This window comes from Caenibius tardaugens NBRC 16725, assembly GCF_003860345.1.
GTDB classification, from domain to species: Bacteria; Pseudomonadota; Alphaproteobacteria; order Sphingomonadales; family Sphingomonadaceae; genus Caenibius; species Caenibius tardaugens.
In genome coordinates this window covers 472,097-496,601 of the sequence record NZ_CP034179.1, presented here as the reverse complement: position 1 = coordinate 496,601, position 24,505 = coordinate 472,097, and the positions used below count along the sequence as shown (strand labels likewise).

General features: G+C 62.4%; 25 protein-coding genes. 4 read left to right on the top strand and 21 right to left on the bottom strand.

Translation table 11 applies throughout. The features are described from left to right. Positions 1 to 15 precede the first annotated feature (15 nt). On the bottom strand, positions 16 to 927 hold the full coding sequence (locus EGO55_RS02500; protein WP_210766630.1) for a transglutaminase-like cysteine peptidase: 912 nt from the start codon (positions 925 to 927) through the stop codon (positions 16 to 18). A 119-nt stretch (positions 928 to 1,046) separates the two neighbouring features. Here EGO55_RS02500 and EGO55_RS02495 point away from each other — a divergent pair, with 119 nt between their 5' ends. Together EGO55_RS02495 and EGO55_RS02490 are read left to right on the top strand one after the other, a co-directional pair. Next, positions 1,047 to 1,286, top strand: coding sequence for a hypothetical protein (locus EGO55_RS02495; RefSeq protein WP_124916676.1), 240 nt, complete (start codon positions 1,047 to 1,049; stop codon positions 1,284 to 1,286). Further along, the gene (locus EGO55_RS02490; protein WP_021689412.1) at positions 1,283 to 1,777 is read left to right on the top strand and encodes a nuclear transport factor 2 family protein; all 495 of its coding nucleotides are present in this window, start codon (positions 1,283 to 1,285) and stop codon (positions 1,775 to 1,777) included. The genes EGO55_RS02495 and EGO55_RS02490 overlap by 4 nt, the downstream gene beginning before the upstream one ends. Before the next feature lie 270 nt (positions 1,778 to 2,047). Here the strand turns inward: EGO55_RS02490 and cofC are convergent, their stop codons facing one another. The 7 genes from cofC to EGO55_RS02455 form a co-directional block, all read right to left on the bottom strand. Then, entirely contained in the window at positions 2,048 to 2,680 is a 633-nt protein-coding gene (cofC, locus tag EGO55_RS02485) for a 2-phospho-L-lactate guanylyltransferase (protein WP_021689411.1), read from the bottom strand. Between the two features lie 6 nt (positions 2,681 to 2,686). Further along, positions 2,687 to 3,646, bottom strand: a complete 960-nt coding sequence (cofD, locus tag EGO55_RS02480; protein WP_021689410.1) for a 2-phospho-L-lactate transferase — start codon at positions 3,644 to 3,646, stop codon at positions 2,687 to 2,689. After that, on the bottom strand, positions 3,643 to 4,404 hold the full coding sequence (gene cofE / locus EGO55_RS02475; protein WP_021689409.1) for a coenzyme F420-0:L-glutamate ligase: 762 nt from the start codon (positions 4,402 to 4,404) through the stop codon (positions 3,643 to 3,645). The genes cofD and cofE overlap by 4 nt, the downstream gene beginning before the upstream one ends. Continuing rightward, the gene (gene npdG / locus EGO55_RS02470; RefSeq protein WP_021689408.1) at positions 4,401 to 5,075 is read right to left on the bottom strand and encodes an NADPH-dependent F420 reductase; all 675 of its coding nucleotides are present in this window, start codon (positions 5,073 to 5,075) and stop codon (positions 4,401 to 4,403) included. The genes cofE and npdG overlap by 4 nt, the downstream gene beginning before the upstream one ends. Next, positions 5,068 to 7,476 carry a 5-amino-6-(D-ribitylamino)uracil--L-tyrosine 4-hydroxyphenyl transferase CofH gene (gene cofH / locus EGO55_RS02465; RefSeq protein ID WP_124916675.1) on the bottom strand — a complete coding sequence of 803 codons (2,409 nt, stop codon included), beginning with the start codon at positions 7,474 to 7,476 and terminating at the stop codon, positions 5,068 to 5,070. Before cofH ends, npdG begins: the two co-directional genes overlap by 8 nt. 6 nt (positions 7,477 to 7,482) lie before the next feature. Then, positions 7,483 to 8,355 carry an LLM class flavin-dependent oxidoreductase gene (locus EGO55_RS02460; RefSeq protein WP_021689406.1) on the bottom strand — a complete coding sequence of 291 codons (873 nt, stop codon included), beginning with the start codon at positions 8,353 to 8,355 and terminating at the stop codon, positions 7,483 to 7,485. A gap of 199 nt (positions 8,356 to 8,554) precedes the next feature. Next, positions 8,555 to 9,871: a spinster family MFS transporter gene (locus EGO55_RS02455; RefSeq protein ID WP_021689405.1), complete on the bottom strand. Its 1,317-nt coding sequence runs from the start codon at positions 9,869 to 9,871 to the stop codon at positions 8,555 to 8,557. Positions 9,872 to 10,095: 224 nt separating this feature from the next. Here EGO55_RS02455 and EGO55_RS02450 point away from each other — a divergent pair, with 224 nt between their 5' ends. Continuing rightward, entirely contained in the window at positions 10,096 to 10,860 is a 765-nt protein-coding gene (locus EGO55_RS02450) for an SDR family oxidoreductase (protein WP_021689404.1), read from the top strand. A gap of 42 nt (positions 10,861 to 10,902) precedes the next feature. On the opposite strand, the gene EGO55_RS02445 is transcribed toward EGO55_RS02450, so the two are convergent. Genes EGO55_RS02445 through EGO55_RS02410 form a run of 8 tightly spaced genes read right to left on the bottom strand, consistent with a single transcriptional unit; the run spans position 10,903 to position 18,384 of the window. After that, positions 10,903 to 11,697: an SDR family NAD(P)-dependent oxidoreductase gene (locus tag EGO55_RS02445; protein WP_021689403.1), complete on the bottom strand. Its 795-nt coding sequence runs from the start codon at positions 11,695 to 11,697 to the stop codon at positions 10,903 to 10,905. Beyond that, positions 11,697 to 12,449, bottom strand: a complete 753-nt coding sequence (locus EGO55_RS02440; RefSeq protein WP_021689402.1) for an SDR family NAD(P)-dependent oxidoreductase — start codon at positions 12,447 to 12,449, stop codon at positions 11,697 to 11,699. Before EGO55_RS02440 ends, EGO55_RS02445 begins: the two co-directional genes overlap by 1 nt. Beyond that, positions 12,446 to 13,576 (bottom strand): Gfo/Idh/MocA family protein, encoded by a 1,131-nt coding sequence (locus EGO55_RS02435; protein WP_021689401.1) that lies wholly within the window; start codon positions 13,574 to 13,576, stop codon positions 12,446 to 12,448. The genes EGO55_RS02440 and EGO55_RS02435 overlap by 4 nt, the downstream gene beginning before the upstream one ends. Next, complete coding sequence (locus EGO55_RS02430; RefSeq protein WP_021689400.1) at positions 13,573 to 14,430, bottom strand: sugar phosphate isomerase/epimerase family protein; 858 nt, start codon at positions 14,428 to 14,430, stop codon at positions 13,573 to 13,575. The genes EGO55_RS02435 and EGO55_RS02430 overlap by 4 nt, the downstream gene beginning before the upstream one ends. After that, positions 14,431 to 14,838: a VOC family protein gene (locus EGO55_RS02425; RefSeq protein ID WP_021689399.1), complete on the bottom strand. Its 408-nt coding sequence runs from the start codon at positions 14,836 to 14,838 to the stop codon at positions 14,431 to 14,433. A gap of 4 nt (positions 14,839 to 14,842) precedes the next feature. Further along, on the bottom strand, positions 14,843 to 16,084 hold the full coding sequence (locus EGO55_RS02420; RefSeq protein ID WP_021689398.1) for a DUF1214 domain-containing protein: 1,242 nt from the start codon (positions 16,082 to 16,084) through the stop codon (positions 14,843 to 14,845). 3 nt (positions 16,085 to 16,087) lie between these two features. Continuing rightward, positions 16,088 to 17,347, bottom strand: coding sequence for a sulfotransferase family protein (locus tag EGO55_RS02415; RefSeq protein WP_021689397.1), 1,260 nt, complete (start codon positions 17,345 to 17,347; stop codon positions 16,088 to 16,090). Continuing rightward, positions 17,344 to 18,384 (bottom strand): zinc-dependent alcohol dehydrogenase, encoded by a 1,041-nt coding sequence (locus EGO55_RS02410; RefSeq protein WP_210766629.1) that lies wholly within the window; start codon positions 18,382 to 18,384, stop codon positions 17,344 to 17,346. Before EGO55_RS02410 ends, EGO55_RS02415 begins: the two co-directional genes overlap by 4 nt. A 115-nt stretch (positions 18,385 to 18,499) precedes the next feature. Here EGO55_RS02410 and EGO55_RS02405 point away from each other — a divergent pair, with 115 nt between their 5' ends. Beyond that, entirely contained in the window at positions 18,500 to 19,384 is an 885-nt protein-coding gene (locus EGO55_RS02405; protein WP_161566002.1) for a helix-turn-helix domain-containing protein, read from the top strand. 64 nt (positions 19,385 to 19,448) lie between these two features. Here EGO55_RS02405 and EGO55_RS02400 read toward each other — a convergent pair whose 3' ends face one another. The 5 genes from EGO55_RS02400 to EGO55_RS02380 form a co-directional block, all read right to left on the bottom strand. Further along, positions 19,449 to 20,477, bottom strand: a complete 1,029-nt coding sequence (locus EGO55_RS02400; protein ID WP_021689394.1) for a zinc-dependent alcohol dehydrogenase — start codon at positions 20,475 to 20,477, stop codon at positions 19,449 to 19,451. Positions 20,478 to 20,481: 4 nt separating this feature from the next. After that, entirely contained in the window at positions 20,482 to 21,336 is an 855-nt protein-coding gene (locus EGO55_RS02395; RefSeq protein ID WP_021689393.1) for an SDR family NAD(P)-dependent oxidoreductase, read from the bottom strand. An 82-nt stretch (positions 21,337 to 21,418) separates the two neighbouring features. Beyond that, positions 21,419 to 22,207, bottom strand: coding sequence for an SDR family oxidoreductase (locus tag EGO55_RS02390; protein WP_021689392.1), 789 nt, complete (start codon positions 22,205 to 22,207; stop codon positions 21,419 to 21,421). A 30-nt stretch (positions 22,208 to 22,237) separates the two neighbouring features. Beyond that, entirely contained in the window at positions 22,238 to 23,179 is a 942-nt protein-coding gene (locus tag EGO55_RS02385) for a haloalkane dehalogenase (protein WP_021689391.1), read from the bottom strand. 13 nt (positions 23,180 to 23,192) lie between these two features. Further along, positions 23,193 to 24,368: a sulfotransferase family protein gene (locus EGO55_RS02380; RefSeq protein WP_021689390.1), complete on the bottom strand. Its 1,176-nt coding sequence runs from the start codon at positions 24,366 to 24,368 to the stop codon at positions 23,193 to 23,195. Positions 24,369 to 24,505 lie beyond the last annotated feature (137 nt).

Genomic DNA, 24,505 nt, shown 5'->3' with positions numbered 1-24,505 from the left:
CGCTGCCGATACCGATCAGTACCCGTGCAGCCAGGTGGCCCCTTCGCTGAAACTCAGGATCGGGCGGTAATCGTAGCTCTGGCTGGCGTCGAGCACCTTGTCGGTGCTGTTGTCCAGCAGGAGGTATTGCCCCTGATGCCGCACGATCAGGATGGCATGGTCGGCGTTGCGGGCGAGATCGCGGGCAATGGTCAGGATCATGTCCTTGCGCGCCACCCCGGCGGCGGCCAGCACCTGCATCTTGGCCAATGCGATATCTTCACAGTCGCCCTTGCCCATGCGCAGGGTTGTCTGCGCCCCGGCCCAGTAATCGTTCCGCCCGAACAGCTGGCGGTCTTCGACATAGCGGATCTGGTGATTGACCGCGCGATTCACCGCTGCGATCAACGCCAGCCCGTCGGCATTGTGCCCGGCGCCGAACTTGCGGGCCTGCGCGCTTGAAACCGATTGGTAGAGCACGCGCGACCAGTCGGCATCGAAATGCGTCCGGCCAATGGCGATGCGCTTGCTGGCGAGATAGTCGTCCGGCGAGCGGACCTGCGGAGCCATGCCCGCCGCGCCACGGAACGCAACCGCAGGCTGGATGAACGATGCCGTGCTGCCCGCCCGCGAGGAGAACGTGCCGCAATCGGTGCTACGGGCGGTGATCCCGCCAGCTGCCGGTTGCAAGGGCTTGACGGCATTGGCGCCGATCAGGCCGGCCGCTTCGGGGGTCTGCGATGCCAATGGTGCGGCCATCGCCGCCTGTTGCAGGCGAATTTGATCGAGTTTGCTGGGCGCACCGCCGAGGATTGCCGCGCTTTTGTTGACAGGGCTGAGTTGCGCGGTGGCAACCAGTGCACCGGGCAGCCCACTGGCCCCCGAAGCAAAAGTACATTGCGTCGCGCCGGCGATCTGCACCGCCAGCGGGGTCATCGTGGCCATCATGGATTGCGCATGCGCTTGAGCGGGGAGGGCTGCAACGGAGATTGCAGCAGCCACGCCAGCCAACATTGCCATCCCGGGCACAAGGCGGATTTCCACTTGCATGCCCTGTAGATTGACGCATGCGGGCAAATGTGAGGTTGCGGGATGTGGTTAACCAAAATGCCGATATTGGCGCAGGTGTGAATGTCATCTTGCGGTTTTATAAAGGTTTTTTGGATTCAAATTTTTACCTTTTCGGGTTTACGCGCAAATTGCGCTTCCCTTGGCAAGGGGTCTCGGTCAGAAACGCGGATCACTGTTTGGCGGCTGACGGTGTCATGCAGGCGGGCCGGAATCCGCCGGGAGAAGGGTTTCAATGACGGTTGAGGAACGGTTGGCGGCGCTGGAAACGCGTTTGCATGCGGCGGAAGACGAACTGGCGATCATGCGCTTGCTGGCCAGCTATGGGCCACTGGTCGATAGCGGGCAGAGCGAGGCGGCGGCGGCGATGTGGATCGATAGCGGTCTCTATGATTATTCGGGCGGGGCCGTGGCAACGGCACCGGATGGGCTCATCGCCGCCTATGAAGGGCCGGAACATCAGGGGCTGATTGCCGATGGCTGCTCGCACCTGACCGCGCCGCCGCGTATCACGCTGCAGGGCGACCGGGCCGAGGCGCTGGCCTATTCCTACGTTGCCCGACGTCGCGACGGGGAATGGTTCCTCTATCGCGCGGCGATCAACCATTGGCATCTGGTGCGCACGGACGATGCCACATTTGGCGGCTGGCGGATCGAAAGACGCACCAATCGCCTGCTGGAAGGGACGGAGGATTCCTATGCGGTTATGCGCAAGGGATCGTTCGTTTAAGACGTGGCGCGTGCCGATCCGCCTGTCGGGTAGGCCTTTCCTACTTCGCTAAAATCTGGCTTGCACAGCGGGATGCCCCGCTGCGCCACCCCAGACCCTTCCGATCTGCTTTGCCCTGACCGGGGGTGGCGGTAGCATGATACCGTCGCGGAAAGTCACACAATGCCTTTCGCATCCTATTTAATACTGTCGTAAATTCAGAGTATTATGCGGGGATTTGCAGAGGCGGCATATGCGTTTCGGCGCCGTTCTGTGTCAACCGGCGGAGAGTCAGATCGGGCGCTTCAGCCGCTCGATCAGGTCCGCGGCGGACAGCGGCGTGCCGTGACCCAGGGCCGCTTCGACCGCCGCCCAGTCGTCCGCCTCATCCAGATCGCGGGCAAGGCCTGGCCGCGCGCAGAGCACAGCTTGCAGGCCCTGCCGCGCGGCTTCTTCCCGATGGCGGGCGCAACTGCCCACGCCAAAGGCGAAGAAGCGGTCGGCCGCGCGCTGCAACAGGGCATTGGTGCCTTCGCCGCGATGATCGGGTGCCAGCACGACCGGCCCCGGCGTTGCGACCAGTGCGGCAAGATCCTGCGGGGTGAGCAGGGGCAGATCCGCATGGAGGATCAGCAGATCGGCGCCTTCGGGCACGTGCAGCGCGGCTTCGGCCAGTTGCGGGTTCAGCCCTTCCGCACGGGGCATGATCACCCGGTCGGCGCCTGCGGCATGGGCCACATCGGCCACATCATCGCCCGACGCGACGACCACAATCGCGCTGTCCGCAAGGGCAGTCTTCGCCACACGCACTGTGCGGGCAAGCAGCGCGGTGCTGATTGCGGCGCGTTCTTCCGCGTCGAACAGGGCGGCCAGACGGCGTTTGGACTGGTGGAACGATTTGGCCGGGATCAGGGTCCAGAGCATGGTTCTTCAGGCGCGGGTGTGGCGCAGACGTTCCGCGAAATCGAGGACTTGCCCGGCCAGCGCCGTTTTCGAGGCAAGGTCGGTCATCACGGTGGGCTGGACATCAACCGCGAGGCCGAGCGCCTTGATATCGTCGGCAAGATCACTGTCTGCCTCGTCAAGGACATAGGCACTGGCCAGTCCGGCATAGAACCGGGCGACTGTGTGGGCGGTGACAGGCAGGCCCAGTTCGCCCATCAGCTTGGCCGTGGGCCCCTTGATCGCCTTGCCGCCCACGATCGGGGATATGGCGATGACCGGGGCTGCGGTCTGTTCCAGCGCATGGCGCAAGGCGGGCATGGCCAGCAGGGGCGCAATACTCAACCACGGGTTCGACGGGCAGATGATCACTGCCTCCAGCGCGGGATCGGCCAGCGCGGCAAGCGCGGCCGGATTGGGGCGGGCAGTATCCGCGCCGCGATAGGCAATCGCGCTGACGGCGGGTTGTGCCTGCCTGCCAACGAAGTAGTGCTGGAATTCCAGCGTGCCTTCATCGGTGTCCAGCACGGTGCGCACCGGATCGTCGGACATCGGCAAGAGGCGTGGAGCCACGCCCAGTCTGGCCGCAACATCGGCCGTGATCGCGGACAGACTTTCGCCCGCATGCAACCGCTGGGTCCGTTCGATATGCAACGCCAGATCGCGGTCGCCCAGATTGAACCAGCCTTCGCCGCCCAGCTTGCGGAGCTGGTCCATGAAGGCCCAGCTCTCTCCGGCAAGGCCCCAGCCGAGTTCGGTGTTGTTGAGGCCTGCCAGCGTATAGGTAACCGTGTCGACATCGGGCGATATCGTCAGGCCGAGATGCTCGAAATCATCGCCCGTATTGACGAGAATCGCCAGATCGTCTGGCGGAAGGATATGGCTGAGGCCGAGCGCCAGTTTGGCCCCGCCGATCCCGCCACACAGGGCAAGCACTCGGATTGTCATCGGAACATGTCCCTGTCGCGCGGGCGCAGCAGATCGCGCGCCGTGCCATCGCCCGCCAGATCGAGGCCGCGCAGCAGTACTGCCGGGCAACGTTCGTCGGCTTGTCCCATCAGCAGCGAGGCGGCGGCGGCCACTTCGTCGGCCAGCCCCAGTTCGCTGGTTTCCAGCAGGCGACCGTGCATATCCGGCTTGCCCCGCAGATCGAGCAGCGCGGGCATTCCGGCAACCCCGATGGCAGTGCCCACCGTTCCCTGCCGCCAGGCACGGCCGATGCTGTCGATAATCACCACGGCAGGCGCCACGCCGGTGCGCTGTTCCAGCGCATTGCGCAGGGCGCGGGCGCTGGCATCCGGGTCTTCGGGCAGCAGCAGCACACTGTCGCCATCGGCGGTGACGTTGGAGGCATCGATCCCGGCATTGGCCAGAACCATGCCGCGTGTATCCTCCACCACGACCAGTCCTTCACGCTGGCGCAACACCAGCTCTGTTTCACCGAGCAGGAGTTCGCACAGGCGCGGGTCCTTGCCGGTCACCGTGGCCAGTTCCAGCGCCCGGGGGGAAGGGGTGACATCCGACAGGCGCACGGCGCGCCCTTCGGCCTTGGACACGATCTTCTGCGCCAGCGCGATCACATCGCCCGGTTGCAGGTTTTCCCCCGCTGCAGCCAGCGCATCGAGCAGCACCGCCGCCAGATCATCCCCGGCGGCGATATCGCCGATCTGGTCCAGCCCGACAGCTGTCAGGCGACGGGCGGTCACGCCAGATCCGGGATGCCGGTGATGCGGATGCCTGCGCCGTCCGCCACCTTGTACCGCTTGTTGATCGCGATCAGGACCGATGTCAGCGCTTCGGCAGCGGCCGAATTGGCGAGCGGCCCCGCGTGGAGCGCGGTGATGCCGATCGCACGGGCCAGTTGCACCACGGTTTCGCGTGCTTCGATATCATCGCCCGCAACCAGAACGTCGCAGTTCACTTCGGCATCGAGATCGGCGAGCTGATGCGCGGACACGTTCTGGAACGCGGCCACCACGCGGACGCCTTCGCCCAGATCCTTCTGCAGCGCTTCGACTGCGGAGCCGCCTTCGGGCAGTTGCACGCGGGCGACCTTGGGTGGCACCAGCGGCACGGTAACATCGATCAGGATCTTGCCTTCAAGCTGGGCGCGCACGTCGTTGGCCAGCGCCTTCTGCCCGGCATAGGGCACCGCCAGAACCACGATTTCACCAGCGGCAGCGGCATCGGCATTGGCAAGGCCGCGCACATCGCCGCCCGTCTTCGCCGCCATTTCTGCCGCCGCATCGGCCGCACGGCCCGCATCGCGCGATCCGATGACGACGCGATAGCCAGCTTTGGCCCAACGCGCGGCAAGGCCAGCGCCTTCGTGCCCGGTGCCACCCAATACCGCGATTACTGCCTTGTTATCAGCCATGTTGAACCAGTGATCCTTCCAGTTTTCCGTTGTTCCGCCGCTTGTGCGGGGCGGTTTGTATCATGGGGGTAAGCGGTTGCGCCTGACGCCCCGTGGCAATCCGTTCATCGGGTACCGCGCCATAGAGCGTACTGCGCTGTGCGGGAACCCGGCCTGCATCGGAAATGACGCGTTCCATCACTTCGGGCGACCATTCCTGCCCATGTTCGGCGCCTGCCGCGCGCGAAATGCTCTCATTCATCAGCGTGCCGCCCAGATCGCTGACCCCGGCGGCCAGCGCCGCGCGCACCCCGGTTTCGCCCATTTTCACCCACGACACCTGAATATTGGTGATCACCGGATGCAGCACGATACGGGCCACGGCATGAAGCAACACCGCCTCACGGAATGTCGGGCCGGGGCGGGCGCCACCCTTGAGATAGATCGGCGCTTCCATCGCGACGAAGGGCAGGGGCACGAATTCGGTAAACCCGCCCGTGCGTTCCTGCAGGGCGCGAATGCGCAACAGGTGCCGGGCCTGATGTTCGGGCCGTTCGATATGGCCATACATGATCGTGGCGGTGGTGCGCAGGCCGACTGTGTGCGCGGCCTCGATCACTTCGAACCATTCGCCGGTTGTCAGCTTTTCAGGGCAGAGCACCTCGCGCACTTCATCGTCGAGGATTTCGGCGGCCGTGCCGGGCAGGCTGCCAAGCCCCGCATCGCGCAGCATGGTGAGGAATTCGGTCAGGCTGACGCCCAGCGAATCCGCGCCATGGCGCACTTCCAGCGGGGAAAAGGCATGGACATGGACATCGGGCGCGCCCGCCTTGGCGGCGGCGAGAAGATCGAGATAGGTCTGCCCGGTGTAGTGCGGGTGAATGCCGCCCTGCATGCAGACTTCGGTGGCCCCGCGCGCCCATGCCTCCGCCGTGCGGCGCGTGACTTCGTCCAGATCGAGATCATAGGCCGGGCCGCGCAGTTCGGCCGCCAGCTTGCCTTTGGAAAAGGCGCAGAACGCACATTTGTGGAAGCAGATATTGGTGTAGTTGATATTGCGATTGACGACGAAGCGCACGGTGTCGCCCGCCGTCTCCTGCCGCAACCGGTTGGCATAAGTGCAAACCGTATCGAAATCCTGCCCGCGCGCGGAAAGCAGCGCGACAACGGCTGCCTCGTCCAGCGTCTTGCCGGTGATGACCGCATCCAGCGCAGCAGCGATGCGCGGGTCGCGGATTGTACCGGGCATCAAGGTCAATTCGGGCGCTTGTTCTGCGCCGCCCACTCGCCAGCCATCGACGCGCGGCAGGCCTTGCGTATCCATCGTTTCACGCAAGGGGCGGTGAAGGCTGACATCCTGCCAGCGATCAAGATCGAGCAGGTGGGAAGGATGCACGGCCAGCCGTTCGGCCAGAATGCCGCCATGTGCGGCGGTTTCCGCTTCGAGCCGGGCGATTGCGGGCCATGGCGCTTCGGGATTGACGTGATCGGGGGTGACAGGGGAGACCCCGCCCCAGTCGTTGATCCCCGCGGCAAGGAGTTCGCCAAAGCCGCTGCCTGCCAGATTGGGCGGGGCCTGGATCGTCATCGCCGGGCCAAAGCACAACCGCGCGACCGCGATGGTCCACAGCAGCTCTTCCCGATCCGGTTCATCGGCGAAGGCCATCCGTGTATCCGCCTTGGCGCGGAAATTCTGGACGATAATTTCCTGAATATGGCCATACTGGTCGTGCAGATCGCGCAGCGCGATCAGGGCATCGATCCGTTCTTCCCGCGTTTCGCCAATGCCGATCAGAATGCCGCTGGTGAAGGGGATCTGTTCTTCCCCGGCATCGCGGATGCATTGCAGGCGGACAGCGGGATCTTTGTCGGGCGAGCCAAAGTGCGGGCCGCCGCGTGCGCACAAGTGCTGGGCCGTGCTTTCCAGCATGATCCCTTGCGAGATCGACAGCGGGCGCAGCGAGGCAAGCTCCGCACGGGTCATCACCCCGGGATTGGCGTGGGGAAACAGACTGGTTTCTTCCACCACCAGACGGCACATCGCGGCGAGATATTCGATCGTGCTGGCATAGCCGAGATCGGCCAGTTCTTCCCGAGCGGCGCGGTATCGCAGTTCGGGCTTGTCCCCCAGAGTGAACAGGGCCTCGCGGCACCCGGCAGTTTCGCCCGCGCGGGCGATAGCCAGCACCTCATCCGGTGTCAGATAGTTCCGTTCGCCCTTTTTCGGGGGCTTTGCGAACGTGCAATAGGAACAGACATCGCGGCACATATGAGTCAGCGGAATGAACACCTTGCGCGAATAGGTGACAAGCGCGCCAAAGCCCTGATCGCGCAGGGCTGCGGCGCGCGCCATCAGCGCATCGAGCGGTTGTTCCGCTGCGATGCGCCGCAATTCGGCTTCGTGCATTCCGCTGACGGTCATCACCGGTCAGAGCTTCGCAATCACCTGATCGGCGAAACGTGTAAGATCGTCGATCTTCTGCTGCAGCGGCTGGGTGTCTTCTTCCACGGCATAGAGGTTGCGGAACGCGATCGGCATGTCGGTGATGCCGATGTCCTGGTTGCGCTTGACCGCATCCAGCGTCATTTCACCCATCGCCGTGGCAAAGATGCGATAGGGTTTGTCCTGCGTGCCTGCTTCGACGCGATAGTCCTGAATCTTGGCGAACATGGCGGCCATTTCCTCACGCGTGCCATTGCCCGCATGCATGAAGCCATCGTGGCGGGCAGCGCGCTTCAGGGCAGCGTCGGAGAAACCGCCGATCAGGATCGGCAGCGGCTTGGTCGGTACCGGGTTCAGCTTGACCGGATCGAGATCATAGAATTCCCCATGGAATTCGAAATAGCCGCCCGCGCAGAGGCCGCGCACGATTTCGATGCATTCATCGAACCGCTTGCCGCGCTTGGCGAAATCCACGCCCATTGCGGCATAGTCTTCCGGCCACACGCTGAGACCGACGCCGAAGTTGAAACGGTTGTTGGTCAGCGCCGCGATCGAGGAGACCAGCTTGGCCGAATAGAGCGGCGGGCGAACCGGCAGCTTGACGACATTGGTCGTCATTTCGAGCTTCGAGGTCGCAATGCCAATGGCGGTTGCCAGAATGAAGCTTTCCACAAATGGCTTGTTTTCGAGAAACTCCCGGCCACCGTCTTTGGTATAGGAATACTGCGTATCCGATGCCTTGGGGTAGATCAGGCTGTCGGGGATCACATAACCCGCATAACCATTCGCCTCCGCTGCTTGCGCGAGTGGAACGTAATTTGCGACGGCGGTCATGCTTTCGGCGTAATGAAAACGCATTTTTCTCTCCCGGGAATAACAGGTTCGCGTGCAGTTAGACGAGTCTCGCTACGCAAAACAAGGGGTAGAGTCAGTATAGCGCGCGCCGCCCGGTTCAAGTGCATAAATGCGCGGCCAGATGGCGAATTTTTTCCATTTGGGGGGAGGCGCGCGAAAAGGGGATGGCTGCGCGACCACCGGGGTCGCGCAGTACCATGGTTTATCCCTGCGCGCGTGCAAGATCGGCCTTGAATGACCGTGCCGCGAACAGCGCGAAGATGGCGCCGACGAAAACCAGAACGGTGAGCGAAAGCAGGCTGTAGCGCATGGAATCGTGAGCAAACATGGGCGTGAGGATGTCGCTCGCCAGCCCCGCCAGCGGCGGGCCGAGCACGCTGCCGATGAGGTTGAGGATCACCACGAAGACCCCGACCGCCTGCGCGCGTTCACGGGCTGGAATAAGCCGGGCGATGGCGCCATAGGCCGGCGCGGTCCACAAGGCGCCGAGATAGCTCGTCAGCAGCAGCAGCATAACCACGCCCGGGACGTGGAAATTGCCAAATCGCACCTCGGCGCCGCCGGGCAGAAGGAACATGGCCGCCAGCAGGGGTACCGAACCAAACAGGCCGATGGCGGGGATGCGCAATTGCCAGGCTTCATCGCGATGGCGCAATTTGTCGACCAGCATGCCGCTGGTCACCGCGCCCAACACGCCGCCGATGGCCGAACCCATGCCCAGCCATGTTCCGGTTTCGAGAACCGTGAGCCCATGTGAACGGGTGAAATAGGCGGGCAGCCAGGTGATCCCAGCGTAACCGAAGATGTTGAAGATCCCCACGCCCAGCGCGATGTTGCGCAGGGACGGGGTGCCGAGGAACAGTTTGACCGATTGCCACATCGAGGTGTCGCCACCCGTTGTCACAGCCGGGGTGACGGGTGCCTGCTTCGGTCCGGTCAGCCAGATCAGCAGGCCCAGCGCGATGCCGGGCAGCGACAGGGCGATAAACGCCATTTTCCAGCCCCAGATTGCCGCGATGGCCGCGCCCCCGGCAAGCCCGGTGACCACACCTAACTGAGATGCGGCTGAAAGAATACCCAGTGCGGTTGACCGGCGGCGTTCACTGAACAAGCCGGAAACCATCGCCTGCGAAGAAGGCATGGCCCCGGCTTCGCCAACGCCGACCATTACCCGGGCAATGCTCATCTGGGCGATACTGCCGACTATACCGCAGGCCGCGCTGGCAAAGCTCCACACAGTGGCCGAAATCGCGACGACCCCGCGCCGCGACCATCTGTCGCCCAGTCGCGCAAGGGGCAGGGTGAACAGGACAAAACTGATCATGAAGGCGGGGCCACCCAGCAGGCCCAGGGTTGAATCGCTGGCGCCGAACGCTTCCTTGATGTCGGGAATCAGGATCGAGAAGACGAAACGATCAGCATAGCTGAACGTGTTGATCGCAAGCAGAAGGACAAGAATGTAGACTGCATAAACGCCAGAGTGGCGTTCACCGTCTTCGGACGAATCCGCACCGTTCACATGGTTCTCCCGATTTTCTCTATGATTGCGCTGCAATAGAGCGTGTTCGATCCCATCGGTCCAGCCGCATGTACAATTTTTTACTTTCGTTCATGAATTTGCATGGCCGGGAGTATTCCGGGCTTTTTTTGTCCGATCCGGCTCTGTTGGGGGCGCTTGAATCGCTTGTCGATCCCGTTGCGCAACCGTACCAAAGCCGCGTTTAATCATAATGAGGATGATCAATGGCGCGCACGATTCTCATCACCGGTGCGGCATCCGGCATTTGCAAGGCGACTGCCGAGCTTTGCCGTGCGGCGGGTGACACGGTGATTTCTGTCGATATCCGGGATGCCGATATCATTGCCGATCTGTCGACCGGGGAAGGGCGGGCGACGATGCTGCGCGAAGCGGAACGGCTGGCGCCCAACGGGCTGGATGCGGTGCTGGCGGGGGCGGGGCTGTCGCGCGCGGATATGCCGCGCGAAACGGTTGCGGTGAACTATTTCGGTGCGGTGGCGACGCTTGAGGGGCTACGCCCCCTCTTGCTCAAGTCCGCACGCCCGCGGGCCGTGGTAATCTGTTCCACGGCTGCCATTCTCCCGGGCAATGATCTGCTTGTCGAAACCTGTCTTGCCGGTGATGAAGCCGCTGCGCTGGCGATTGCCGGAGACGCTCCGCGTTCGGTCTATCCGGATTCGAAGCGTGCTATTTCGAAGTGGTTGCGCCGCACCGCTGGCAGCCGGGAATGGGCCGGTTCGGGCATTCTGCTGAACGGTGTGGGGCCGGGGGTCGTGGAAACAGCAATGACCGCGCCGATGCTCAAACAACCCGAAATGGTCGAAATGATCAAGAAGTCGAACCCAATGGCGGTGGAAGGCTATGCCCAGCCGGAAGAAATCGCGGAACTGTTGGTGTTCCTGCTCGGCTTCACCAACCACTATATGGTTGGCCAGTTGATCTTCATCGATGGCGGTACCGATATCATCATGCGGCCCGAACAGGTCTGACGGGTATCATGCAACGGCGGCCAGATTGGCCGCCGTTCTGCATCACGCTTCCGGGGCCATGCTCGCCGTTGCTTGCGACATTTGCACCACGGCATCGCGGATCGGCATGGCGCGGATATGCGCGGCAGAGGCTGCCGTGCCCGATGCAAACCATACGGGCCCGTCGGCCAGATGGGCGAGGCATTCTGCGGCCACATCATCCGGATCTGCGGCAGGGAAATCGGGGTGATCCATTTTCAGGCCGGTGCGCGCCATGGCCGGGGTTTTCGTGGCCCCCAGCACCAGTGACAGGGCATCGACGCCAAAAGGCTTCAATTCGTACCACAACGCTTCGGCAAATGTGATGCTGAAGGCCTTGGCTGCCGTGTAGATTGCCATGCTGCCGCTGCCAGCCATGCCCGCCATCGACGCGACCAGCACGATCCCGCCTTTGCCGCGCTGTTTCATCAGGCCGCCGTAATGATGGGCAAAGCTGGCTTGCCCGGTCACGTTGCAATTCAGCGTGGTCGCCCATTCTTCCAGCGGATAATCGTGGAAAGGGGCGATCCGGTGCCCGGCCCCGGCCATGAAGACCAGCAGGCCGACGGCGATATCGTCCGTCAGCTTGCGCGCCTCGTTCAGGGCATCGGGGCGGGCAAGGTCGAGCGAGAGCGTGCGTACATCGCGCCCCAGCGCCCGGATTTCAGCCGCCAGCGTGTCCAGCGGTTCCTGTTTCCGGGCGAGGAGCACGAGGTTGAACCCCTCTGTGGCGAGTTGGCGGGCGAGGCTTGCGCCCACGCCCTCCGAACCGCCAGCGATCAGGGCCCATGGCCCATACCGCTCGACCAGCACGGTCATTAGCCGGACACCGTGTAGCCGCCGTCAATCGGCAGCGTCTGGCCCGTGATCCAGCCCGCACCGGGGCTGGTCAGGAACAGGATCGGCTGGGCGATGTCTTCGGGTGTACCCAGACGGCCAGCGGGCGTGCGGGCCAGTGTCGGGGCAGTCCATGCGTCCTGCGCGAATGTGCCAGCGGTCATCTTGCTCTCGGTCAGGCCAGCGGCCACCGCGTTCACGCGAATTCCCAGCTTGCCCCATTCTGCGGCGAGCGCGCGTGTCAGGCCGAGCAGACCAGTCTTGGCCGAACCATAACCAGGCACGATCGGAATGCCGAAGTAGGATGACATCGATGCGATACCGATCACCGATGCGCCGCCTTCAAGCGTGCTGGCGGCCAGCAGATCGCGGCTGCGACGGGCCATGCGGAACGCACCCACCAGCAGCATGTTGACCGCGCGTTCGAAGATTTCCGGTTCGTATTCGTCCAGCCCAAGGCTGGGCAACGCCATACCGGCATTGTTGATCAGGATGTCGAGACGCGGTAGCGCGGCGGCCACGGCATCGATGCTTTCGCCCTTTTCGATATCCATCTGGAGATAGCGATAGCCCGACAGGTCTGCGTCATAATCGCCAGCGCCGCCGCGCGTGCCAGTGATCGTGACGTCCGCCCCGGCATCGCGATAGGCAGCAGCCGTGGCCGCGCCGATCCCGCTGGTGCCGCCGGTGACCAGAACGTGGGCGCCGGAATAATCGAATGTGACCTTGCTCATGCTTTTTCTACCTCTACCCAGCGACGTTCGGCTGCCGAACGGCGCGCTGCATCAAGAACGGCCTGCCCTGCGGCGGCATCGTGGAAATCGCCCGCCGGTTCGGGCAACGGCGCAGGCTTGTTTTCGATCCGGGCCTTTATCTGGCCGAACAGCTTGGCATAGGGCGCCACGTCGAAGCCCTGCGTGTGCCAGCGGTCCATTTCGGTCTGGATCAGATCGTCGATCGGGAATGGCGTGGGGGCCGCGTTGACCAGTTCTGCGGGCATTGCGATCTGGCGGCGTTCGCCCTTTTCGTCCTGCACCCAGACTTCTTCGGGATCGCCGAACACAGCGCCCGACTGGACCCATGCGGCACCCTTGGTCCCGGCAACCTTGGTGGTCATCACGAAGGGGCCGGGGAAACCCAGCGCCGCTTCGATCAGGCCCATGCAGCCGCTCTCGGTTTCAAACTGCATGGTGTAGTAATCGTCGGAGGTCTGGTGCGGACGGCCGGGGCTGAGCTTGCGCAGGATGGCGCTGACAGCCTTGATCGGGCCGAGCGTGGACAGCACCTGATCGATCATGTGCGTGCCGAACGCACCGAGAAAACCGCCGCCCTGATTGGCATCGGTCCACCAGTCGGCCAGTTCTTCGTTCGGATCGCCGCCGGGTTGCTGGTACATGCGGTGGAACATGATCGGTTCACCGATCAGGCCGTCCTGTACCACACGGCGTAGCAGCGCCTGCGCGCTGTCGAAGCGGAATTCCGCACCCAGCGCGTGCACCACGCCGGCCTTTTCGGCGGCATCCAGCATTTCGCGCGCCTGCGCCAGATCCTTGGCGAAAGGCTTTTCCGACATCACATTGCGGCCTGCAGCGATCGCCTGCATCACGGGGGTATAGTGCGCGTGCGGCGGGGTGGCGACTGTCACCAGCACAATCGCGGGGTCGGCTGCCAGCACGGCTTCCAGATCGTTCGACGCCACCGGAATGTTCAGCGGCGCGGCGCGTTCCCTGGTCTTTTCGAGGTTACGGCCAATGATGGCGCGCACTTCAAAACCTGCCTCACGTAGTGCACGAACGTGGGTGAACAGGCCGAAGCCCGTACCGACGACGACTGCGCCGGGTTGAGTACCTTGTGTGGTCATGAAGGGGTCCTTGCTTGACGGATGATGGCCGCGCCCGTTTGCGCCATGGCGAGGGCGGTTTCGGCCAGAGGTTGGGAATTGAGTTTTTCGGAGAAGACTTCCACCGAGAAGGGGGTGCTGGCCCCGATGGCATCGAGCGTGCGGATCAGGCCGATCAGATCGAGATCGCCTTCGCCCGGAAGCAGGCGGCCGGTCATCAATTCTTCCCACAGATCGGCCTTCGGCTGCGCCGGGGCATCGTTGATCTGTACGGAAAAGATGCGGTCGCCCGGAATCTGTGCGAGCTGATCCAGTGTCGATCCGCTGCGGAAGAAGTGCCAGCTGTCGATCGTCAGTCCGCCGTTGGGACGGTTTGCGCCCTCCACGATGCGCCATGCGCTGGTCAGATCGGGAATGCCGCCGGTGGGCAGGAATTCGATATGCGCTTTCAGCCCGTGTTCGGCGGCCATATCGCAGAGGGCGCCGAAGGCTTCGATCGCTTCATCGGGATCAACGGTAATATTGCTGATCTCGACCGCCTGGACGGAGCGCGCGCCGATGCGGGCGGCGGTGGCCACGACGCGTTCCGCAGTCAGCGTTAGGACGAGTTCACCCAGTTCGTCTGTCCCGGCCTTGGCCCGTTGGGCGGGGAGCCAGCAGGCGGTGCAATCGACTTCGTTGATCACGAGGCCATGATCGGCCACGCGCTGTGCGATTTCCGCAGCAGCCATGCCCTGTTCTTCGAGCGTCCAGATATCGGTCGGCATCACGGCGATGCCCTTGAACCCGGCGGCCTGAAATGCGGGCAGGCGGTCAAGCAGAGGAATGTGGCCGAAGGGCGGCGCGGCAATGGTAAGATCGTTGGGGCCAAGCATTCAGGTGCCTCTGAAATTGAGTTCGAGCAGGATTCCGTTCACTTCCTGCACAAAGATCTGACGCAGACCGATCTGGGGAATATCGCTGAGCGCATAGTCCAGACCGGATGCTTCCAGCCGGCCGAGAATGCCGGCGTGATCGTCGCACTCCAGCGCGACGTGATGGACGGACCCGCTGCCATGGGCAGGGGTGAAAGGTATCAACCTGTCACTGGGATAGGCAGCGTCGACCGGCCCTATATGAATGATGGGCCGGTCTTCGGGGTCGTAGATCCAGCAGCCCGTTTCGATCGAGGGTGCGCCGGGCGCGATCCCTTTTCTGAGACCGAGGAGGTCGCAGAAGAAGGTCGCTGTACCCATTACATCAGGCGTGCGGATGTTCACGTGATCGAGCGAAAGGACTGCCATGGGATCAATCCACGAATTGGCCGGTATCGACGGCGAGAGCGGGGTTCAGTGCGTCATTCTTGCGCGATTCCAGATCCGCCAGCGGCACGCGCCACAATTTGACGGACGGCGTCGTTTCGGTCCGGATGAAGCGCAGGCCCCATTGGCCCTTGTCATGGCCGAAGCTGTTGACCCAGTTTCCGCCAATGCCCGGATCGCGTTCGGCAATCACGATGCGCACCGAACCATCGGGTTCGGCGTTGAAGCGGTAATTGTTCACCCAGCCATTGCCGTCTTCGAAGGTGTCGAGGTTTTCCTGCCAGATGTTGCAGATCTGGAAGTTCCAGTATTCGCATTCGGGCGGGGTGAATTCGAGCACCAGCGCTTCGTCCAGATCCTTCTGCCAGCCACCGAACGCCACGTGGCGATCGGGCACACCGCCGTTGGACAGGTACTGTGCGCGGCTGAAATCGAGGCGGTTGAGTTTGGCCGAGAAGTTGCCCTGATTGCCCTGCCACCAGTTGCGCACCAGTTCGGCATAGCCAAGCACGGCCTGACCCGACCACGCCAGGCCATCAGCCATCAGTGCAGGCGTCAGCGGTACAGGCGCAGCACCGTCAACCCTTTCGATCCGCAGATCGGGTGAGACTTCGTTGGCGCGGTCGCTCCAGACGTAGCGGATCAGGATGCAATTGGTATCCGGGTTGAGTTTGAGCCAGTTTTTGCCTTCGCCCGGATCGTTCTGCGAGAGGATGATTTCGAATGTGCCATCGTCTTCGATGTGAAGTTGCTGGCTGCCGAGGAAACCGGTTGTCTTGAGGTTCGAAGGATCGAACTCCTTCAGCCCCGGCACACCTGCCTGTGCCCAGTCGCGTGCACCGACATCGGCGGTGGCGGGCGCGGTCAGCACGGCGAGGACGAAATAGGGGATGGTCCCACGCGTGCCGACGATGCGATAATCGCGCGCTTCGTCAAACTGGCACATCAGGTGATCCTGATCGACCGTCTGGAAGTTGATTGACTGGCGCCAGACCATGTCGCGCAGACGCGGACGGGTGGGTTCGGCATTTTCGATCAGGCGTTCAAAGCTGGAACGCGTCAGGCGCGTCAGGAAACGATACCACTCGGCCCGGTCCAGCTCCGAAGGCTGATCGCCGTATTGGTCGATCATCTTGCCCGCGACTTTCAGCGTGTCGCAGAAGTCTTCCCAGGCCTGCCCGGAAAGCAGGCGCTCGGCCGCTTTGGCCTCGATTGCAGTCTTGTCCATGGTTCAGTCTTCCCACCGTACGGGATAGCGGTCGTAATAGAATTGGAAACGTTCGCGCAGCTTGGGCACGTCGACTTCGAACACGCCTTCAAGGTCGTAGATGACCCGGCCGTGCTGGTGGCGCGGATTTTCATTGAGGTAGCCGAGCAGCTTGGCCTCGGCTTCCGCTGTCAATTCCAGCCCGGCGAGATCGTAAACCTCGCGCAGGGTCGCTTCCTGATCCGCCATATATTCGTGGAACAGCACGTCGAGCGACTGATCCGGCCCCCAGGCATCGCGCTGCGCCACGCATTCGCGCAGCAGGCGCTCGATCCGGTCGGACCAGTGGCGCGCACAGCCTGCCGGGTCCACCGGATCGCGGCGGATACGGTCGCCATAGGCGAGCATGGTGGTCAGCGAACGAATAACCGCCACCGGATCGCGGTGCGTGATGACCAGCGTCGCATCGGGGAAAGCGGCCTTGAGCGGTTCAAGGTTTTCCATGTGCTGCGGCGATTTCAGAATCCAGCGGTTGGGGCCGCGGAACCACGTCAGGACCTGCAGAACCTTCTTTTCGTAGAGATAGCTGCCGGTGCGATCATGCGCGAAATAGTGGTCGATCCAGCGCGGCAGGCGGGTCTGGAATTCCCAGCTGTAGCAGTTGAGATCCATGTAGAGCAGTTCGTTATCCTCGTGGATCGAACTGGCTTCCATGCCGTGCATCGCGGCCATATGCGGCAGCATCGATTCAAAATGACCCCAGAATTCGGCGGAGCGGACTTCGCGCGGGTCGGGTTCACCCGGCGCTGGCGGCGGGGCGGAAGGGACGGGTTCTTCCGATTCCCACAGCGTCAGCGAACGCAGGCGTTCATCGCGCGCCAGCCAGTTGACGAGGTGTGTGGTGCCCGAACGCGGCAGACCGGCAATGATCAGCGGACGGTCGATTGTGATGTCGAGGATTTCCGGGTGCTTCTTGACCAGATCCTCGATCCGCAGGCGGTTGGCCATGACGCGCACGGCATGGTCGAGGATGGTGATGCGTCCGCCGCGGGTCAGCCCTTCGTCTTCGTGCAGCGACTGGATTACGACGGCCAGACGTTCGCGGAAACCGGTGTCTTCGCCGAAGTCGGTCAATCCGCCAGTCATTGCGCTGGCGCGCGCCAGAATACCGTCGACATCGATGTCGGCAGGGAAATCGGCGGGGCCTTCGCGTGCGGCGGCAATCGCCGGGGTAATGCGGGGATCGGCGAGGTCGTCAATTACAATATCGTTGGGGGCAGTCATGCCGGCTCCTGATTGAAAGTCAGCATCACCTTGGCTGATTTCTCGGCATCGCGGGCGATGGCGAGCGCTTCGGTGAATTGGGAAAAATCGATGCGGTGGCTGATCATCGGGGTGAGATCCTGTTCCCCCCGGGCGACCATTTCCAGCGCTTCGGCAAATTCCGGCTTGCGATCATCCGCGATCGATCCGGTAATCAGAATTTCGTTCGCCATCAGCTTGAACAGATCGAGAGTGGCAGGCTTTTTGTAGAGCGCGATCACCGCGATCTTTGCCTTGTACTTGGCGATCTGGATCACTTCCTGCAGCACCGCTTCGACGCCCACGCAATCGACGAAGACGTCGGTTTCGGCAAAGCGTGCACCGAACCGGTCACCTTCGCCGTGGAAGCGGCATAATGCGTCCGAAATGCTTTCCTGCGCGGTGTTCACGGCAAGCCCGGCGCCCAGCGCGGTGGCGCGTTCGAGGCGGGTATCGACCCGGTCGAAAATGGCGATGTCCTTGCAGCCAAGGTGGCGCAACATTGCGACGGCACACAGGCCAATCGGCCCTGCGCCGAGAACGGCAACCTTGTGGTGGGGCTGAACGTCGGTCAAGCGCAGCCCGTGGAGGGCGACGGACAGCGGTTCGGCCAGAGCAGCTTCACCATAATCGACATGGTCTGCCAGCGGATAAAGCGTGGACCCGATCCGTGCCTGCCGTACCAGAATGAAATCGCCCATCGCGCCTTCGGGGGCGCCGCCGCCGATATAGCCATCGTCGGGATTCACCGCGACGCGCATGCCGGGGGCCACGCCTTCGACATTGGCTCCAACGGCGACCACATCGCCTGCGAATTCATGGCCAATGGCCAGCGGTTCGGACAGTGGGCCGCCACCAAGGCTGCCTTGCGCGATATAGCCCAGATCGCTGCCGCATATGCCGCAGGCGGCAACGCGCACAACCGCTTCGCCGGGACCGGGTTCGGGAATCGCGACCGTATCAAGCCGGACATCGCCCGGGCCATGAACGCGCGCAAGCTGCATGGTAGCGCCCATCATCATCTCTCCAGTGATAGCGTCGTTGTTGGAGGAACATGCCATCCGCACCGCAGTGCGACCAGCAATTGTTATGTCGTGAGTGTGATGTTATTGCGAATTTGTGATGCAAAATTCGTTGATCGATCTGAGTGGCGGGACCGGCCCCGAGGCAGAGGAGGATCGGCGTCCGTGGACCGTGCTTGCGGTCATGACGATTCCCGACGCGCATATCGAACTGCGCCGTTACGATTTGCCGAGTCCGAACGTGATGCTGGAACTGGATGATGCGCCGATTTTCTCGTTGAGCCTTCCCCGCGCGGAAGGAATGGACGGCAAGATCACGTTCGAGGGTGGCGAAAAATCCGGGCATCGCGTGGGCCGCATGATGTTCCGCCCGGCCGGGGTGGCGATGTATTCGACCGGCGATGGCGGGCAGATGGAAATCATGACGGTGCGGATGGATCCCGAACGGTTCAGGGCGATCACGGGGCTGGAAACCTGGGACCCGCTCAGCCTGCAGCGTTGTGCGATGATTACATCGTCAACGATGTTCGCACTGGCTGAACGGTTGCGTGGCGAAATCACGCAGCCGGGATTGGGTGCGGATGTCGCAGCAGAAGCCTTGGTGCGACTGCTTATGGTCGATATCGGTCGGCAGATGCGTATGCCCGCACGCAAACCGGGATCGCGCGGGGGGCTCGCACCATGGCAACTGGGCCGGATCGAGGATGCCTTGCGCGCTGCGACGGGGCATTGGCCGACAACTGCGGAATTGGCTACCCTGTGCGGGGTCAGCCGTTCGCACCTGTCACGAAGTTTCACGGAGGCGACGGGGAAGGCGCTGGCTGATCATGCCACCGCTGTGCGGCTGGAACGGGCGCAGGATATGCTGCGGGGTGGTGCCATGGCGATCAACGAGATTGCCACGCAACTCGGCTATGCCACGTCCAGTGCGTTCGGGGCAGCCTTCCGCCGGATGACCGGGCGCACGCCGCGACAGTTTGTCGGGATGCTCTCGTAAAAAGGCTGGGAGAAGGCGTTTCTGAGCGGGCAGGTCTGGCCGTGCCCGCTCAGGAAGGCAGCCGTCAGAGTGAAGGGTCGATCAGAACCTTGCACTGCGATGGGTTGTTGCGCAGGCTTTCGAATGTGGCGGGCAGTTCATCCAGGCTGATCGTGGCTGTGTGCATGGGCTTTGCATCGATCACGTTCGTGGCCAGCGCATCGATCACCGCCTCGAAATCACGCTCGTTATAGGCCTGACTGTAGATGATCGATATTTCCTTGCCGAGTGCGGCCACGTGCGAAAGGCGATCTTCCTCGAACAGCACGCCGGCTACGACCACGCGCCCGCGAATGGCGGCGACGTTGACGGCCTGTTGCACCATGCCGCCGATGCCCACGCATTCGAACACAACCTGTGGCCGATTGCCTGCGATTTCGACAACACGCTGGAGGAGGTCTTCCTTCGTCGGATCGATTGTGGCGGTCGCGCCGAGAGACAGGCAGCGTTCGCGCCGTTCGGGTGCGGGTTCGCTGACAATGACATGGCCAGCCCCGGCCGCACGCGCGAACAGGGCCACCGCTGCGCCGATGGGGCCACCACCGATCACCAGCACGGTTTCACCCTTGCGCATGTCCGCGCGGCTGAAGGTGTGATGTCCCACTGCCAGCGGTTCGATCATCGCTGCTTCGATATCGCCAACCCCGGCGGGCACGCGCTGCACCATATCGGCACGCGCCGCGACGTACTGCGCATAGGCGCCCGGCGTTTCGAGCGTTGTACCGGCAAAACGGCCATTGGGGCAGAGCTGCGGCAAATGCGCGTCGCAGGCTTCGCAATCGTGGCAGGGGAATAGCGGAACGGCAGTGACCCGGTCACCCACTTGCCAATCGCCCGCCACACCTTGCCCGAGTGCGGCCACTGTCCCGGCGAACTCATGCCCCAGAATAAGCCCGGGTGCGGCAAAGCCGGGGTACTGTGTCATGTGCAGGTCTGAACCGCAGATACCCGCTCCGCCCACTGCGATGACGATCTGGCCGGGCAGAGGCCGGGGGTCGTCTACCGTTTCGATAGTCAGCGGCTTGCCCGCTTCGTGAAAAATGGCAGCGCGCATGGGATCAATGCTCCAGCAGGTGGCGTGCGCCGTCTGCGATTTGCGGATTGGCCTGCGTCTGCAGGAACTGGATGCGCCCGGCCAGCGTCTGTTCGGTCATGTCGGGCTGGCTCGATACCCAGAACTTGTTGGCCGCAACCTGTTCCAGCATCACGCGTGTGCCTTCGGCCAGATCCATGCCGTAATTGGCCATCATGTCATGCATGGCCTTGCGATGGCCGGCTGCCGCCGCCGGTTCACCTTCGCCCGCATCGGCGTTGAAGATGCTGGTCTTGATCATGCCCGGAATGATCGACGACACGTGGATCGGTGCGCCTTTCAATTCCATCTCGAGATAGAGGCATTCGCTAAACGACTGGATCGCATGCTTGGTCAGCATGTAGGCCGTTTGCGTGGGCATCTGGCCAAAAGCGCCAATGGAGGCGAGATTGGCGATCCAGCATTCCTCACCGGAGGCCAGCATTTTCGGAACGAATGCCCGGACGCCGTGAATAATGCCGTGAATGTTGATGTTGAGGGTTGCTTCCCAGCGATCCGCTGGAATTTCCCAAGTGTAGCCAATGGTCTCGATCCCGGCATTGTTGATCAACAGCCGGACGCTGCCGTACTTCGCATAGACTTCATCCGCGAGACGATCGAGCTCGGACGGCTTGGAAACGTCGACGACCATTGCGTCTGCCTTGCCACCGGCATCGCGAATTTGTTGTGCCACGGTTTCGGCTGCAGCGCCGTTGATGTCGGTCACCACGACCGTCATTCCGAGTTCGCCTGCGCGCCGCGCAAAGCCGGAACCGATCCCTGCGCCCGCGCCGGTAATGACGGCCACGCCGCCAGCGAACTTTTCTTCGTCTTTCGTCATCGATCTCACTGATTCTGTTTTTGGATACCGCTCGATTGCCTTGCCTGCGTTATGCAGGCAAGGCTTTATCGAACGGTTCCGTTCAGGGGGCCATCCAGTGGCCGCCGTTCACATCCAGTGCCGCGCCGCTGACGACAGCGGAATAATCGGAAATCATCATCAGAACGGCCCGTGCGCAGTCGGCTTCGGGCGGAATTTTGCCGATGGGGATGTCCTTGGTGATAAAACCGACGACATCGTCACGGTTTTTGCCTTGCGCGACTTCACCCGCGATGAAGCCTTCCACCGGCGCGCCGTGGATCCAGCCCATGCGGCAAGTGTTTACACGGATGCCATATTTGCCGAGATCGGTGGCCATGTACTTGGTCAGCACATTGACGCCGCCCTTGGCCACGGCATAGCCCATTTCCATACCGAAGTCGGCACCATAGGGCTTCACAGTGGCCATGGTCGAAACGTTGACCACAGCACCACCATTTTTGAGATAGGGAATGCAGGCCTTGGTCATGCGCAGGGTACCGAGCGCGTTGACGTCGAAAATCTTCGCCCAGTCTTCTTCGTTGGCGTTTTCCACGCCCGACCAGTCGCCGTGATAAAACGCGCTGTTGACCAAGCCGTCAATCCGCCCGGTGTATGCATCCGCTGCCGCCTTGGCCAACGCCTCGCACTGTTTGGCATCGCTGATGTCGCAAGCCACAGCCACGGCTTGGCCACCTTCGGCGATGATGTCGCTCGCGACCTGATCGAGGAATTCCTTGTTGCGTGCTGCAAGGATGACCTTGGCGCCTTCTTTTGCGGCAATACGGGCGATTGACTGCCCCATGCCGGGGCCAACCCCGCTCACGACAACGACTTTATCTTTCAGCAACATCTCTGCATCCCTTTCTTTCGGTCTATTTGCTTATTTGTTGGTATGGAGGAACGTGATCAGCGCCCGGGCCAGAGCAGGGCCTTGTTCTTCCTGCACGAAATGGCCAGCATCGGTGATCCGGACATGATCCTGCCCACGGGCCCCGGCGACACGGTTCTGAAAGATCGGTTCCCAGCCGATCGTGGCGGGATCGCGGTCGCTGAACGCGGTGCGGAACGGGCGATTCCAGTGTTCGAGTATGCGCCACGCCATGCGATTAGCTTCCAGCCCTTCTGCCCCTTCGGCGACAGGGATGCCGCAGGTGATCTGGAGCACCCCGGCCTTGTACCGGGCATCAGGGAAGGGCGCGTCATAAGCGGCGAGGATGGTATCCGTCGGCCGGGTAACGCATGGGCCAGCCACGAATTCGCTGACGGGCAGGTCATTGCTGGTCCGGCACATCTCGATCCAAGCGGCGATCGCTTCACCGGGCCAGCCCGCCACGCCCAGCGGCGGCGCGTCGCAGTTCTGCAACAAAGTGTTGGTTGCGAGCACGGCATCGAAACGATCGGGAATTTCCGAAAGAACACGCAGCCCGATCGGGCCGCCCCAGTCCTGACAGACCAGCGTGATGCGGCGAAGATTCAGCGCTTCGACACATTGCCGCATCCATTGGACGAAACGATCATAGCCATAGGCGCTGCGATCCGCTGGTTTATCGGATTTGCCGAAGCCGATCATATCGGGCGCGATAACCCGATACCCGGCTGCCGCCACAGGACCGATCATGTGGCGGTAGAGATAGCTCCAGGTGGGATTGCCATGCAGCATGAGGACGACGGGCGCATCAGGTGCCCCCGCGTCAACATAATGCATGCGCAATGGCCCAAGCGCCGGATCTGCGATTTCCACATAGTTCGGTGGAAAATCGTAGTCTTGCAGCCTGTCGAAACAGGTGTCCGGCGTTCGTAGAATTCCTGGGCGGATTTCCATCGCCTTGCCCGTTTCAGGTGATGTAGCGGGCGCGATAGTCCGCAAATGCGTCGAGAATGGCAGCTTCGTCGAGGCCGAAGCGATCGAGCGAATACTCGTGTGCGGGGCGCTGTTCCCGTTTGTTCCCCGCGAGGAATTCGGTGAGCGCTTCCTCAAGCTGTTCGTTGCGTTCGATGCCAATACGCGAAAGCACGCGTTCGGCCTGAATCAGCGGTTCCCGGGCAACCTGGCGGTAATCGATATCGATGAAGCGATCTTCGCCGATGCGGGTGCGCGCTTCCTGGAAGCTGCGCATCCAGCCTGCCAGGCGCTGGAACCAGAATTCGCCAACTTCCCTGTCGGTCAAGGTGGAACTGAGCTTGTAAAGCGCCGCTTCCATGCTGACGTACGAGGGAACGACATCCATCGGATCGCGGTGCGTCATGATCAGCAAGGCATCGGGGAAAGCGTTGGCGACCAGTTCTGCATAAGGCAGGTTGGAGGGGCTTTTCAGAATCCACTTTTTCCCGCGGCGGCTGGGGTCCTGCCACTGCAGATATTTGAGGATCGTCTTCAGTTCTTCATGCCCTTTCGACTGGTCATAGGTGTCCAGCCAGCGGGTGAAGCTGGGGCAGAATGTCATCCCTTCGACCATCGTGCTGACGAACATCTGGCCGAGGATGATGATTTCCTCATCCGGTGCTTCGGGGTCCAGCGGGTGGATCGAATTGAGTTCGGGGGACAGTTCGAGCCAGCCATCGATCATCGCCTGGGCATAGGCGCGGCGATCGGCCGGATTGCCCGGCTCTTCACCGGGGAACGGTGCGAAATTCTGGACTTCGAACCAGCGGATGGCTGTCATGCCCGGCGCCGCGGCCAGAAGGCGGTGGAAAATCGTGCTGCCCGTGCGGGGCAGGCCAAGGATCACGCCCGCAACCTCAACCTTTTCGTCGAGGATTTCAGGATGGCGCTTGATATCCTCGATCATGCGTAGGCGGCTGGTGAGGCCTTTGACGATCACTTCGGTTTGCCCGGCAAAACCCGCCGGGGTCAGCTTGGCTTCCGCGTTGGCGGATTCGAGGAATTTGTCCATCGGTTCGATGAACCACATGTCACCGAAATCGTTGAGTCCCGCCCTGTCGCGAGCCTGTTGAAGAAGGTTTTCACGGTCCAAAACAAGTGCCTGGGTTTCGTTATCGGTGTTTGCCATGGGCCTCTCTCATAATGCGGCGATCAGCCTAGAAGGCGGGGCACGGTGCTGCAATATGGGAATCCGGACCAAATGATCGCCAAAAGGACATAATTCGGTAATCTTGCCATCCTCCACGACGAACGGGGCTGGCGAAG